Below are 13,230 nucleotides of genomic sequence, written 5' to 3'. Positions count from 1 at the left end.
GCGGGAGCCGTTTGCGTACAATGGGCGCAGCCCCGCCATCGATCCGCCGAGGAGTCGCTCGCATGCCTCAGTCGCTCGCCCCGGACGTCGCCCCGGACCTCGCCGAAGCGCTCGGTCTCAAGCTCGATGAGTACGAGAAGGTCGTCGAGATCCTAGGGCGGATACCTTCCGCGACCGAGCTGCACATGTACTCGCTCATGTGGAGCGAGCACTGCTCGTACAAGCACAGCAAGTCGACGCTGCGCCTCTTCCCGACCGAGGGCGCGCACGTGCTGCAGGGGCCGGGGGAGAACGCCGGCGTCATCTCGGTAGGCGACGGCTGGGCGGTCGCCTTCAAGATGGAGAGCCACAATCACCCGTCCGCGATCGAGCCGTACCAGGGCGCGGCGACGGGCGTCGGCGGCATCATCCGCGACATCTTCACGATGGGCGCGCGGCCCATCGCCTCGCTCGACTCGCTGCGTTTCGGCACGCTCGACAAGCCGCGCCAGCGCTACCTCTTCGAAGGCTCGGTCGCCGGCATCGGCGGCTACGGCAACTGCCTGGGAGTGCCCACCGTCGGCGGCGAGGTCTACTTCGACCCTGCTTACGAGGGCAACTGTCTCATCAACGCGATGTCGATCGGGCTGATGCGCGAGGAGCGCCTCACCCTGGCGGTCGCGGCGGGCCCCGGCAACCTCCTGCTGCTCATCGGCTCGACGACCGGCCGCGACGGCATCGGCGGCGCGTCGGTTCTGGCGAGCCAGGAGTTCGACGAGCGCGCCGAGGACAAGCGTCCGGCGGTGCAGGTCGGCGACCCGTTCGAGGAGAAGCTGCTCATCGAGGCGTGCCTCGAGCTGCTCGAAGGCGGACTGCTCGTCGGCCTCGGCGACCTCGGCGCGGCCGGGCTCACGTCGAGCGCCTCGGAGATGGCGTCGCGCGGCGGGGTCGGCCTCGACATCGAGGTGCGCAAGATCCCCGCGCGCGAGGACGCCATGACGCCGTGGGAGTTCATGGTCTCCGAGAGCCAGGAGCGCATGCTCGGCGTCGTGACCGCCGCCGACCTCGCGGCGGCGCAGGCGGTCTGCGAGAAGTGGGGCCTGCGCTCGACGGTGATCGGGACGGTCACCGACACCGGGCGCTTCATCGTGCGCGATGAAGGCGAGATCGTCGCGGACATGCCGGCCCGCACGCTCGCGCACGACGCACCCGAGTACGATCCCGAGGCGCGCCGTCCCGCCTACCTCGACGAGGTGCAGGCGTTCGACCCGCTCGCGCTCGATCACCCGACCGATCCCGGCGAGCTCTCTCGCGCGCTTTTGCGCGTGCTCGCCAGTCCGAACATCTGCAGCCGCCGGTGGATCTGGGAGCAGTACGACCACCAGGTGATGCTCTCGACGGTCGTCCTTCCCGGCTCCGACGCGGCGGTGCTGCGCATCGGCGCGCCGGGTCGCGGCGAGGTCACCGACCGCGCGATCGCCGTCTCGACCGACTGCAACGGCCGCTACTGCTATCTCGACCCGTACGTCGGCGCGCAGATCGCGTTCGCCGAGGCCGCGCGCAACGTCTCGTGCACGGGAGGCGAGCCGGTGGCGATCACCGACTGCCTCAACTTCGGCAATCCCGAGAAGCCCGAGGTCTTCTGGACGTTCCGCGAGTCCGTCCGCGGGCTCGCCGACGCGTGCCGCTTCTTCGGGGTGCCGGTCATCTCGGGCAACGTGAGCTTCTACAACGAGTCCTTCGGCCAGGCCATATACCCGACGCCCACCGTCGGTCTCGTCGGCCTGCTCGACGACGTCGAGCTCCGCGCGACCTCGGGCTTCAAGGACGCCGGAGACGTGATCGTGCTCCTCGGCGAGACCGAGGCCGAACTCGGCGGCTCGGAGTACCTCTCGATCGTCTTCGGCAAGGTGGCTGGACGCCCGCCCGCGCTCGACCTCGAGCTCGAGCGGGACGTGCAGGCGGCCGTGCGTGAGGCGATCGGCGCGGGCATCGTCAAGAGCGCCCACGACTGCTCCGAAGGCGGCATCGGCGTGGCGCTTGCTGAGAGCTGTCTGATCGGCGGCATCGGCGCCGACGTCCACCTCGAGGACGGGCTTCAGTCCGCCGTCTCGCTATTCTCGGAGACGCAGAGCCGCATCGTCGTCTCCGTCGCCGAGGCGGATGTCGAGCGGCTCGAGGACATCGCGCTCGCGCACGGGGTGCCGTACGGTGTCCTCGGGACCGTCGGCGGAGATCGTCTGAAGGTCTGCGAGAAGGTCGACGTGTCGCTCGCCGATGCGCGCGCGGCATGGGAGCCTACGCTCGAACGTCTGGTCCGCGGCGAGGCGTCCCAGTAGCGCCGCTCGTGAAGAACCTACCGGCAAAGGAAGGGAACGTCATGCTCGTCACCAGCCGCAAGATAGTAGTCCTTCTCACCTTGCTCGCCGTCGTCCTCGCGGGGACCGCCGCCGCGCTCGCTTCGGGGCGTATCTCCGCTATGGCGGTCGATAGTGTCGCGCCGGTGACGACCTCGACCGCCGACAGCGCGTGGCACAGGGGCTCGGTGACCGTGACGCTCACCGCGACCGACGCCTCCTCCGGGGTCGCGGCCGTGACGTACGCGGCGAGCGGCGCCACCACCATCACGACGCAGACGGTGCTGGTCAGCCCCGCGGTCGCGGCGACGTCCACGACGTTCACGGTCGCGAACGAGGGCACGACGACCGTCTACGCGGGCTCGATCGACGAGTCGGGCAACGTCGAGGCGACTCACGTCGTGGGGACGGTGCGCATCGACGTGACCAGTCCGACGGTCTCCGCGAACCTCGACGGGGTGTGGCGCTACGGTTCGTACGCCGTCTCGGTGAGCGCGACGGACGCCACGTCCGGCATCGCATCTATCAGGTATTGGACTAGCGGCGCCGCGACGGTGACGACCACCACCGTCTCCTTCGGGGCCGGAATGTACAGCGCCGCCGCGACGTTCTCGATCACGGCCGAAGGCACCACGACGGTCGGATACGAGGCGGTCGACTCGGCGGGCAACACCTCCACCGCGGGCACGGGTATCGTGCAGGTGGACAACGTCCGCACCACGCATACCTTCTCGTCGAGCTGGACCTCGGCTCCGGTGATCATCTCGATGACGCCGACCGACCCGCTGTTCCCTAGCAACAACAGCAGCGTGCTGGGCGTCTGGTATCGGGCGGGGAGCATGAGCGCCGTCGCGACGCTGTACGCCTCTCCGTTCACCGTATCGACGGAGGGGACGAACGCGTTCTACTTCAGCGCGCGCAACGAGCCCGCGGGCGTCTCCGGCGCCCCGTTCGTGGAGACGACGCGCACCGCCTACGTTCAGATCGACCGCGTCGCGCCGAACACGAGCTCCAACATCGTCACTCCCACGCAGGTCGCCTCCTACTCTGTCGTCCTCTCGGCCACCGACGCCAACTCCGGTGTCGTGCGCATGTACTATCGCCTCGGCACGGCGGCGACGATGAGTTACACGACGCCGTTCTCGGTGAGCACGCTCGGGCCGACGAACGTGACGTTCTGGTCGATGGACCTCGCCGGCAACATCGAGACGACCAAGTCCGCGACGCTCACCATCCGCAGGCCCGATCCAGTCACGACCTGCACGATCGACACGGCGTGGCACAGCGGCAACGTCACCGTCTCGATGGCGGCGACGCAGCCCGGACTGCCGGCGCCGACGATCCTCTACCGGGTCGGCACCGGCTCGAACACCACCTACACCGCGCCCTTCGTCGTCTCGACGGAAGGCACGACGCCGGTCGGCTGCTGGTCGATCGACGCCTCCGGGCTCGCCGGGGTGCCGACGACGTCCGTGGTGCGCATCGATAGGACCGCGCCCTCGGCCACCACCACCTCGTTCGCTTCCTGGTTCCCCTCGACCACGACGTCCACGGTGTTCTCCGTGAGCGCGACGGATGCGCTGTCCGGCGTGCGGAACACCTACTATCGCGTCGCCACCGGGACGGTGACCACCTACACCGCATCCTTCCCCGTGGCCGTGAACGACACGATGACCGTGTCCTACTGGTCGGTCGACATCGCGGGCAACGTCGAGGCGACACACTCGGTCTCGCCGCGCATCGACCGCACGGCTCCGGTGACGGTCGACGACGGCGACGGCGCTTGGCATGTCGCCACTGTGACGGTGAGCCTGACCGCGACGGATGCTGAGTCCGGCGTGCACGCGACGTACTACCGCATCGGTGCTGCGGCGACGGCGACATACACCGCGCCGATCGCGATCTCCGCGGGCGGGACGACGACCGTGTCGTACTGGTCGGTGGACGCCGTCGGCAACGTCGAGCCGACGCGCACCGTGCTCGTGCGCATCGACCCGAGCGGCGGCATGCGTACCTCGACCCTGACGCTGGCGCTGTCGAGCACCACCGCGACGGCCCTCATCACCACCTACTGGGCTCCCGTCACCCTCGTCGGTACGCTGCTCGACGCGACGGGGACTCCGCTGCCGGACAAGACCGTGATCGTCGAGTCGTCCTCGAACGGCACGACGTTCACGCGCGCGGGCACGGCTTCCGCCGTCGCGACCGCCCCCGGCGTCTACCGCTTCGCCGTCCGCCCGATCCGCGGCGTCTACTACCGCCTGCGTTTCGCGGGAGACCTGTTCTCCGACGCGAGTGTCAGCGGCCGGGTGAGGATACTGCCCCGCGCCTACCTGACCGTCCCGACCGTTCCGACGTACCCGCGCACCAGGTACTCGTTCACGAGCGCCGGCTACCTCAAGCCGCGCTACACGGCGGGCGCGTACACCGTCCGCATCCAGTGCTACCGGCTGGAAGGTCGCGTCTGGCGCCTGAGACGCACCTTCTTCGCGCGCAACGCGAACTACTCGAGCTACACGCGCTACTCCGTGCTCGCGCGCCTTCCGTATACAGGGCGTTGGGCCCTGCGCGCCTACGTCGGCGGCACATCCACGAACGCGGCGACGTACACCGCCTACCGGTATGTGACCGTACGATGACGATGGAAGACGAGGAGAGGCCCGATCACCCCGAGGAGGCGTGTGGCGTCTTCGGAGTGTTCGCGCCGGGCGAGGACGTCGGCCGGCTCACGTACTTCGGGCTCCACGCTCTCCAGCACCGCGGACAGGAGTCGGCCGGCATCGCCGTCGCCGACGGGACGACGCTGACGGTCGTCAAGGACCTCGGCCTCGTGCCGCAGGCGTTCAAGCAGTCCGACCTCGACTCCCTCGACGGCTACGTGGCGATAGGCCATACGCGCTACTCGACGACAGGCTCTTCGAGCGCCTGGGAGAACGCGCAGCCTATGCTCTCCGCGGTCGGAGACGAGACCGTCGCCATCGCGCACAACGGCAACCTCGTGAACACCGTCGAGCTGCGCGACAACCTCCGCGAGCGGGGCATCCGCTTCCGCTCGACGACCGACTCCGAGGTCATCGCCGGCCTGATCGACCACTTCACGCAGGAGCACGGCTCGATCAGGGCCGGGATCCGCGAGACGATGCGGCTCGTGCGGGGAGCGTACTCGGTCGTCGTCCTCTCCGAGCACGCTCTCTACGCGTTCCGCGACCCCCACGGAGTGCGGCCGCTCGTGATCGGTCGTCTCGGTGACGGATGGGTCGTGAGCTCCGAGACCTGCGGCCTCGACATCGTCGGCGCCCAATTCGTGCGCGACGTCGCCGCCGGCGAGATCGTGAAGATCGGGGAGGAGGGGCTCATCTCCGAGGAGGGCGTGCCGTCCGAGAAGCCCTCGCTGTGCGTCTTCGAGTTCGTCTACTTCGCGAGGCCGGACTCGGTCCTCTACGACTGTACGCTCTACGAGGCGCGACAGCGCATGGGCGCGGCGATGGCGCGTTCCTCGCCCGTCGAGGCCGACCTCGTGATGGGCGTCCCTGACACGGGGACACCGGCGGCGGTCGGGTTCGCCATCGAGAGCGGCATCCCGTTCGGCGAGGGGCTCATCAAGAACCGCTACGTGGGGCGGACCTTCATCTCGCCCTCGCAGTCGCTGCGCCAGCAGGGCATCCGCCTGAAGCTCAACCCTCTGCGGCACGCCATCGCGGGCAAGCGCCTCGTCGTCGTCGACGACTCGATCGTGCGCGGCAACACGACCCGCAAGCTCGTCGCGCTGCTTCGCGACGCCGGCGCGTCCGAGGTGCACATGCGCATCACCTCGCCCCCCGTGCGCTGGCCGTGCTTCTACGGCATCGACACCGACACGCAGGAGCAGCTCATCGCTTCGACACAGACGATCGAGGCGGTGCGCGAGTTCATCGGCGCCGACTCGCTCGCGTACCTGGGCGTCGACGACATGGTCGAGGCGACCGGCCGCGACGCCGAGGACTACTGCCTCGCCTGCTTCACCGGCGACTACCCCATCGAGATCCCCGAGGCCGTCCGTCGCGGGAAGATGGCGCTGGAGCGCAAGGCGTGAAGGACGGTGTCGCGGCGCTCGCGCTCGGCGCCGCGTTCAACCCTCTCGCCTCCGCCGCCGGGTCCATCGCGTGCGCCGCGCTCGCCGGTCACCCGCGCGCCGGTCGCACGCGCGTCGCGTGGGGGTGGGCGGTGCTCGTCCTCGCGTGGCTCGCGGGCGACGGGGTCCGCGCGCTCGCTTTCGCCCGGGCCGGGTGGGCGTTCGTCGCGCTCTGGGGAGCGGCCGGCTTCGCGCTCGGATACGCGCTGCCCGCGGGCGCGGGCGTGCTCGTCGGACACCGCGTCACCCACGGCACGGGCTGGCTCTCCGCGGTCGTCGTGGCGGGAACGCTCTCCGTCGCGCTCTCCACGGTGGCCGACCCCCTGGTGTCGGGTCTGCGGCGCGTCGCCGGGCTCGGCTGAGGCGGCGAGGGAGCCGGGCCGTCTCTGATATGCTGTCCGCGAAGTCGGCACGAGGAAGGTCGAGCATGCCGGATACCCCCCGCGACGAGCGCGGTCCCGTCTCCTACCGCGACGCGGGCGTCGATATCGGCGCCGGCGCGCGTGCCGTCGACCTGATGCGGGAGGCGGTCCGCTCGACGTACCGCCCCGAGGTGCTCGGCGATATCGGCGGCTTCGGAGGGCTGTTCGCGCCCCATCTCGATGGGATGAAGGAGCCGGTGCTCGTCTCGGGCACCGACGGCGTCGGGACGAAGCTGAAGCTCGCGCAGCTGGTGGACCGCCACGACACGGTCGGCGTCGACCTCGTCGCGATGTGCGCCAACGACGTCCTCGTCAGCGGCGCGGAGCCGCTCTTCTTCCTCGACTACATCGCCATCGGCAGTGTCGTGCCCGAGAAGGTCGCCGCGATCGTCTCGGGCATCGCCGACGGTTGCCGCCAGGCCGGTTGCGCGCTGCTCGGAGGAGAGACGGCCGAACATCCCGGGGTCATGCCGGCGGACGACTACGACCTCTCGGGATTCTGCGTCGGCGTCGTCGACAGATCCGCGATCGTCGACGGCTCGACCGTGTGCGCGGGGGACGTCGTCCTCGGTCTCGCGTCGTCGGGCGTGCACAGCAACGGTTTCTCGCTCGTGCGGCGGGTGCTCGTCGAGGGCCACGAGGCCGAGCTCGAGCTGCCGCGCGTCGACCTCGGCGGCGCGACGCTGGCGCAGACGCTCCTCGCGCCGACCCGCATCTACGCGCGCGGCATCCAAGCGCTGCTCGCCGAGGTCCCCGTGAAGGGGATGGCGCACATCACGGGCGGCGGCATCACCGAGAACCTCGACCGCGCCCTGCCGAAGGACTGCGACGCGCTCCTCGCGCGCGGCTCCTGGAAGACGCCTGCGGTCTTCGGCCTGATCCAGCGGGCAGCGGGTATCGACGACGAGGAGATGCGCCGCACGTTCAACATGGGCGTCGGCTTCTGCGTGATAGTCGGCGCCAAGGACGGCCCGCGGACCGCGCGTCTTCTGCGGGAGGCGGGCGAGACGGTCACGGAGATCGGCGAGATCGTGTCCGGCACGGGCAGGGTCGTCTACGGCTGAGGGGGTCGCGGTGGTCGCGCGCGAGAGGCTGAGGCTCGGAGTCCTTATCTCGGGCTCCGGCACGAACCTGCAGGCGATCATCGACGCATCCGCCGACGGCTCTCTCGAAGCGGACGTCGCGGTGGTCGTCTCGAACGTGGCCGACGCTTTCGGGCTCGAGCGCGCGCGGCGCGCCGGCATCCCGGCGGTCTTCCTCGACCGCGACGCCTTCGGCACGGGCGCCGAGTACAGCGGCGAGATCGTGCGCGTGCTGCGCGAGCACGGGGTCGGCCTGGTGGTGATGGCGGGTTACATGCGCCTGCTCGGGTCCGTCGTGCTCGATGCCTTCCCGGGCGCCGTGCTCAACATCCACCCGGCGCTGCTCCCCTCGTTCCCTGGCGCCCATGGCATCGCCGACGCGTTCGCCTACGGCGTGAAGGTCGCGGGAGTGACCGTGCACTTCGCCAGCGCCGTCTTCGACGAGGGGCCGATACTCGCGCAGGGCTGCGTCGAGGTCGCGGAGGACGACACCCTCGAGACGCTCGAAGCCAAGCTGCACGCCGTGGAACACAAGCTCTACCCTCTGGCCATCCAGGCGATCGCGTCGGGAAGTGCGCGCGTGGACGGCCGAAAGGTGCATATAGTGCCTGAGGTGTGATATCAATGTCGAGGTCACACCCTGAGGAGGTCCTTCATGTCTCGCACGCAATCCCGTGTCCGGATCACGGCTCTCGTCGCCCTGCTGGCGCTTCTCTGCTCGCTCGCCGCGCCGATCGCCGCGGGAGCGAATCCCGCGCAGAACTTCAAGCAGACGACGGTCAAGCTCGTCACGAGCAAGATCGGCGTACCCCTCGTCGTCGTCAACGCGAAGCTGAAGGACAGCGTGAAGCTCCCGGTGCAGGTGGCGCTGCGCATCCCCGCCGAGCCGGCGGCGAACCTGAAGTGGGTCGGCGAGATGGTGGGCGCGGGCGGCACGGACATCGTGCGCGAGGCCAACACGATGCCGGGCAAGGACTACGGATACGTCGTCTTCCAGATGGAGAAGGCCCGCACCGCGCAGGTCGAGGTCGAGGCCCCCGATCTCGTCACCGTCAAGGACGGCGTCACGACCAAGCGGCTCGCCTGGAAGGCGCCGTCGGACCTGGACAGCGTTGTCCTCTCGGTCGAAGTGCCCCAGGGCGCGAAGAACCCCAAGGGCATCCAGGGACTCACGCCGTCGCCGGGAGTCGCCGGTTCGACCGAGTACGCGAAGGCGTTCAAGAACGTCAAAGCCGAGCAGGAATTCGTTCTAGAGATCTCCTACGGTACCCCGCCCGTTCCTCCGGCGGACGGCCAGCCCGGCGGGACGGACGCAGGAGGCGCCACCGGCGGTGCGGGTGGTGCGGGAGCGCAGGCGCCTCAGGCGGGCGGACGCTCGTGGGGTCTCATCGGCACGCTCCTCGCCGTCGTCGTGATCCTCGGCGTCGCTGCCTGGTGGGCTTACCGCAGCGGCCGTCCGGCCACACCGGAAGCGGAGGGCTCCCCCGAGGAGACCACCGAAGCCGAGCTCGACTTCGAGGCGGATGCCGAGCCTCCTGCAGACACCGATGATGAGCAGCCCGTTTAGACTCTGGTAAGTCCGCGTGGGACATCATCACCTCGGACTCGCGTCCGAAGGGAGGACGTCCGGTGGGCAGGGTCAAGCTCTTCGACTACAGCGCGTGGGTCGAGGAAGGTCTCGCGGTCGTGGACGAGTCCGCGGTGGACGAGGCGCTTCCGCAGGTGCGCGACGCGTGGGACGCCGCGAGCCTTGCGAGGGCCGCCTACAAGCGGTGCGACTACGAGACGGCCGATCGTGAGATGCGCCGCTCGATGGCGTTGGCCGGCTCGGCGCTTCTCATGAAGCGCGGATTCCGCCCGCTTCTCCCGGAAGACCCGGATTTGGCGAAGCGGGCGTGCGTCGAGCAGTGGGGCGACATCGCCGAGGCGATCTACAAGAAGAGCGGCCGATTACGCCGGATGAGGCCCCTCGTGCCGCCGCTGACCAAGCGGCGCGACACCTTCGCGCGCCGCTCGGTCTACGCGTGCGGCGAGTTGTGCGCGCTCGTCGAGTGCACCCTGTTCATCAGCCCGCTGTCCTGCATCTGAGCGCGACCTTCCGCGTCCGCGGGCGGTGCTGGTATAGTCGCGCCGGGGGGACTCCCTTCCGCACGTGACCCGTCGGCAGCCGCGTACGAAGGGACGGCGAAGATGCCCGCACGCCGCCGCCGGACGCAAGCAGCGCTCGTCGCCAGCATGCTCCTCGTCGTGCTCGCTGTCTCGGGCTGCGCCTCTCGCGAGAAGGGGCTCCCGCTCGAAGGGACCTCCACCGGGGCCGCACCGGTCAAGATCGGTCTCGCGGTCCCGCTCACGGGCGACGAAGCGGTGTACGGTCTCGGCATGAAGCGTGCCGTCGAACTCGCCCTCAAGGAAGCGAACGATTCCGGCGACGTGCGCGACGCGGGACGTCGTTTCGACTTGTTCGCCGTGGACGACCGGGGGGATCCGAAGCAGGCGGTGAGCGTCGCGAACGGCATCGTCGCGGACACGGACGTCGTCGGCGTCGTGGGTCACTTCGATTCGGGTTGCTCCCTCCCCGCATCGAAGGTCTATCAGGACGCCGGGGTCCCGATGATCTCCGTCTCGTCGGACCCTCTGCTCACGGCTCAGGGCTATGACGTGGTGAACCGCATCGTCGCGAAGGACGACGCCCAGGGTGCGTTCGCGGCCGATCTCATGCGGAAGAAGCTCGGTTTCGCCCGTGTCGGGGTCGTCGATGACTCGACGCCCTACGGGAAGGGACTCGTCGCCGAGTTCGTCGAGCGATTCGAGTCCGGCGGCGGGACGGTCGTTCTGCGGGAGACCGTCCACGCGAAGGACGTCGACTTCTCGGCCTTGACGGCGAGGATGAAGGCGGCGAAGGTCCAGGCGATCTACTACGGAGGCGCCCCTACCGAGGGTGCGCTCATCAGCAAGCAGGCCAAGGGGCTGGGCCTGAAGACGCCTCTCGTCGGCGGCGACGTGCTGCATACGCCCGAGTACATCAGGATCGCCGGCGCGGCGAACGCCGCTGGCGACATCTGCACGAGTCTCGGGCTCCCGCTCGAGCAGCAGCCCCGCGGGTCCGACTTCAAGGCGGCGTACCGCGAGGAGTACTCTCAGGATCCCGAGGTATGGGACAGCTACGCGTACGACTGTGCGTGGGCGCTGGTGCGGGCCGTGCTCGAGGCGGGACCCGACCGCGCCAAGGTCGCCGACGCGCTGCGTTCGATGGCCTTCGACGGAGTCACCGGCGAGTTCCGATTCGACGGCGACGGCGACACCTCGAACAAGGCGATATCGGCGTACCGGGTCACCGGCACGGCATGGAGGCAAGTGATCGAGTAGGTGCGAAGGGGAGAGGGGAACGCGATGGACCAGGTCAAGATCCGCCGGGCGCTCGTGTCCGTGTCCGACAAGGCGGGGCTGGTGGAGTTCTGCACGGGCCTAGCCGCCATGGGCGTCGAGATCGTCTCGACCGGCGGCACCGCGAAGGCGCTGGCGGACGCCGGACTCACCGTCATCCCCATCGACGAGGTCACCGGCTTCCCCGAGATGATGGACGGCCGCGTGAAGACGCTGCACCCGAAGGTGCACGGCGCGCTGCTCGCCAACCGCGACATCCCCGAGCACCTGGCTCAGGCGTTCGAGCACGACATCACCCTGATCGACCTCGTCGTCGTGAATCTCTATCCGTTCGAGGCGACCGTGGCCAAGGAGGGCGTGACGCTGGCGGAGGCCATCGAGAACATCGACATCGGCGGTCCCTCGATGCTGCGCAGCGCGGCGAAGAACCACGCGGCGGTCACCGTCGTCACCGATCCCGCCGACTACGAGGCCGTGCTCGACGAGATGCGCGCGAACGGCGGCGCGACGACGATGGCCACGCGCAGCCGGCTCGCCAAGGACGTCTTCCGCCGCACGTCGGCCTACGACGCAGCGATCTATCGCTACCTGCTCGGGGACGCGGAGTTCCCCGAGGAGCTGCGGCCGCGCCTGCACAAGGCACAGGAGCTGCGCTACGGCGAGAACCCGCACCAGCAGGCCGCCTTCTACCGCGACGACGACGCCCCCGCGCACAGCCTCGCTCGCGCCGAGCAGCTCCACGGCAAGGAGCTCTCGTACAACAACATCCTCGACACCGACGCCGCATGGTCGGCGGTCGCCGAGTTCCAGGACCCGGCGTGCGTCATCGTGAAGCACACGAACCCGTGCGGCACGGCGATAGCGGCCGACGCGCTCGCCGCGTACGTCAAGGCGCACGCGAGCGACCCGGTATCGGCGTTCGGCGGCGTCATGGCGTTCAACCGGGCGGTCACGAAGGGCGTGGTCGAGGCGATCAACGAGCGCGAGCAGTTCGTCGAGGTCATGGTCGCGCCCGAGTTCGACGCCGACGCGCTCGCGCTGCTCACCGAGAAGAAGAACATCCGGCTCCTGCGCACCGGCGGCATCCGCCACACCGCGGAGCGCGGTCTGGAGATGCGCAAGGTCGAAGGCGGCATGCTCGTCCAGACCTACGACTCCGTCACCGAGGACCGTTCCGGCTTCACGGTGCCCACGAAGCGCCAGCCCACCAAGGACGAGTGGGAGCAGCTCCTCTTCGCATGGAAGGTCGCGAAGAGCGTCAAGAGCAACTGCATCCTGCTCGCGAAGGACTACGCGAGCATCGGCGTCGGCGCCGGGCAGATGAGCCGCGTCGACGCGGCGAAGATCGCCGTCGAGAAGGCGGGCGAGAAGACGAAGGGCAGCGTGTGCGCCTCCGACGCGTTCATGCCCTTCCCCGACTCGCTCGAAGTCGTCGGCGACGCGGGCTGCACGGCGGTCATCCAGCCGGGCGGCTCGGTGCGCGACGAGGAGGCGATCGCCGCCGCGGACGCGCGCGGGATGACGATGGTCTTCACCGGCCACCGCCACTTCAGGCACTAGATGTGCTGCGGCACGCGAATCGATTCCGCCCCTACTAGGTGCACTACCTGCGGCGAGTTGACTGTCGCGTGCGGGCTTGGCTACACTTGCCCGTGCGTCGGCGGCTGTCCCGTGCCGCCTCGTCTCTTGAAAGGGGCCGTTAGCTCAGCTGGCAGAGCACCGGACTTTTAATCCGGTTGTCGTAGGTTCGAGACCTACACGGCCCACCACACGCGTACATGCCCCCATCGTCTAGCGGCCAAGGACTCCGCCCTTTCAAGGCGGCAACAGGGATTCGAATTCCCTTGGGGGCACCATAAAACCGCAGCTCAGAGGATTGCACATCCCTTTTGCGT

General features: G+C 69.2%; 10 protein-coding genes and 2 tRNA genes. All 12 read left to right on the top strand.

What is annotated here, in order from left to right:
* The first annotated feature begins 62 nt into the window (after positions 1-62).
* The 12 genes from purL (at position 63) to WC971_08300 (ending at position 13,191) form a co-directional block, all read left to right on the top strand.
* Positions 63-2,318, top strand: a complete 2,256-nt coding sequence (purL, locus tag WC971_08355; GenBank protein MFA5844821.1) for a phosphoribosylformylglycinamidine synthase subunit PurL — start codon at positions 63-65, stop codon at positions 2,316-2,318.
* Positions 2,319-2,359: 41 nt separating this feature from the next.
* Positions 2,360-4,975: a hypothetical protein gene (locus WC971_08350; protein ID MFA5844820.1), complete on the top strand. Its 2,616-nt coding sequence runs from the start codon at positions 2,360-2,362 to the stop codon at positions 4,973-4,975.
* Complete coding sequence (gene purF / locus WC971_08345) at positions 4,972-6,408, top strand: amidophosphoribosyltransferase (GenBank protein MFA5844819.1); 1,437 nt, start codon at positions 4,972-4,974, stop codon at positions 6,406-6,408. The genes WC971_08350 and purF overlap by 4 nt, the downstream gene beginning before the upstream one ends.
* Complete coding sequence (locus WC971_08340; GenBank protein ID MFA5844818.1) at positions 6,405-6,809, top strand: hypothetical protein; 405 nt, start codon at positions 6,405-6,407, stop codon at positions 6,807-6,809. Before purF ends, WC971_08340 begins: the two co-directional genes overlap by 4 nt.
* Before the next feature lie 65 nt (positions 6,810-6,874).
* Positions 6,875-7,933 carry a phosphoribosylformylglycinamidine cyclo-ligase gene (gene purM, locus WC971_08335; GenBank protein MFA5844817.1) on the top strand — a complete coding sequence of 353 codons (1,059 nt, stop codon included), beginning with the start codon at positions 6,875-6,877 and terminating at the stop codon, positions 7,931-7,933.
* A gap of 10 nt (positions 7,934-7,943) precedes the next feature.
* Positions 7,944-8,570: a phosphoribosylglycinamide formyltransferase gene (gene purN / locus WC971_08330; protein ID MFA5844816.1), complete on the top strand. Its 627-nt coding sequence runs from the start codon at positions 7,944-7,946 to the stop codon at positions 8,568-8,570.
* A 36-nt stretch (positions 8,571-8,606) separates the two neighbouring features.
* Positions 8,607-9,518: a hypothetical protein gene (locus WC971_08325; GenBank protein MFA5844815.1), complete on the top strand. Its 912-nt coding sequence runs from the start codon at positions 8,607-8,609 to the stop codon at positions 9,516-9,518.
* Positions 9,519-9,580: 62 nt separating this feature from the next.
* The gene (locus WC971_08320) at positions 9,581-10,039 is read left to right on the top strand and encodes a hypothetical protein (protein MFA5844814.1); all 459 of its coding nucleotides are present in this window, start codon (positions 9,581-9,583) and stop codon (positions 10,037-10,039) included.
* A 102-nt stretch (positions 10,040-10,141) separates the two neighbouring features.
* On the top strand, positions 10,142-11,317 hold the full coding sequence (locus tag WC971_08315) for a branched-chain amino acid ABC transporter substrate-binding protein (protein ID MFA5844813.1): 1,176 nt from the start codon (positions 10,142-10,144) through the stop codon (positions 11,315-11,317).
* A 24-nt stretch (positions 11,318-11,341) separates the two neighbouring features.
* Complete coding sequence (purH, locus tag WC971_08310) at positions 11,342-12,895, top strand: bifunctional phosphoribosylaminoimidazolecarboxamide formyltransferase/IMP cyclohydrolase (GenBank protein MFA5844812.1); 1,554 nt, start codon at positions 11,342-11,344, stop codon at positions 12,893-12,895.
* Positions 12,896-13,028: 133 nt separating this feature from the next.
* Positions 13,029-13,104 (top strand) — tRNA-Lys (locus WC971_08305).
* A gap of 11 nt (positions 13,105-13,115) precedes the next feature.
* Positions 13,116-13,191, top strand: a tRNA-Glu gene (locus WC971_08300).
* Positions 13,192-13,230: the final 39 nt, after the last annotated feature.

It is taken from the genome of Coriobacteriia bacterium (assembly GCA_041658765.1).
In the GTDB taxonomy this organism is placed as follows: Bacteria; Actinomycetota; Coriobacteriia; order Anaerosomatales; family JBAZZO01; genus JBAZZO01.
Note: the sequence above shows the minus strand (reverse complement) of the source record. Positions and strands in the feature narration are given on the sequence as shown.

Excerpts from the sequence above, each read along its gene's own strand:
- purF (MFA5844819.1), top strand. The coding sequence starts at position 4,972 with ATGACGATGGAAGACGAGGAGAGGCCCGATCACCCCGAGGAGGCGTGT.
- WC971_08325 (MFA5844815.1), top strand. The coding sequence starts at position 8,607 with ATGTCTCGCACGCAATCCCGTGTCCGGATCACGGCTCTCGTCGCCCTG.
- WC971_08315 (MFA5844813.1), top strand. The coding sequence starts at position 10,142 with ATGCCCGCACGCCGCCGCCGGACGCAAGCAGCGCTCGTCGCCAGCATG.
- purL (MFA5844821.1), top strand. The coding sequence starts at position 63 with ATGCCTCAGTCGCTCGCCCCGGACGTCGCCCCGGACCTCGCCGAAGCG.
- WC971_08350 (MFA5844820.1), top strand. The coding sequence starts at position 2,360 with ATGCTCGTCACCAGCCGCAAGATAGTAGTCCTTCTCACCTTGCTCGCC.
- purH (MFA5844812.1), top strand. The coding sequence starts at position 11,342 with ATGGACCAGGTCAAGATCCGCCGGGCGCTCGTGTCCGTGTCCGACAAG.
- purM (MFA5844817.1), top strand. The coding sequence starts at position 6,875 with ATGCCGGATACCCCCCGCGACGAGCGCGGTCCCGTCTCCTACCGCGAC.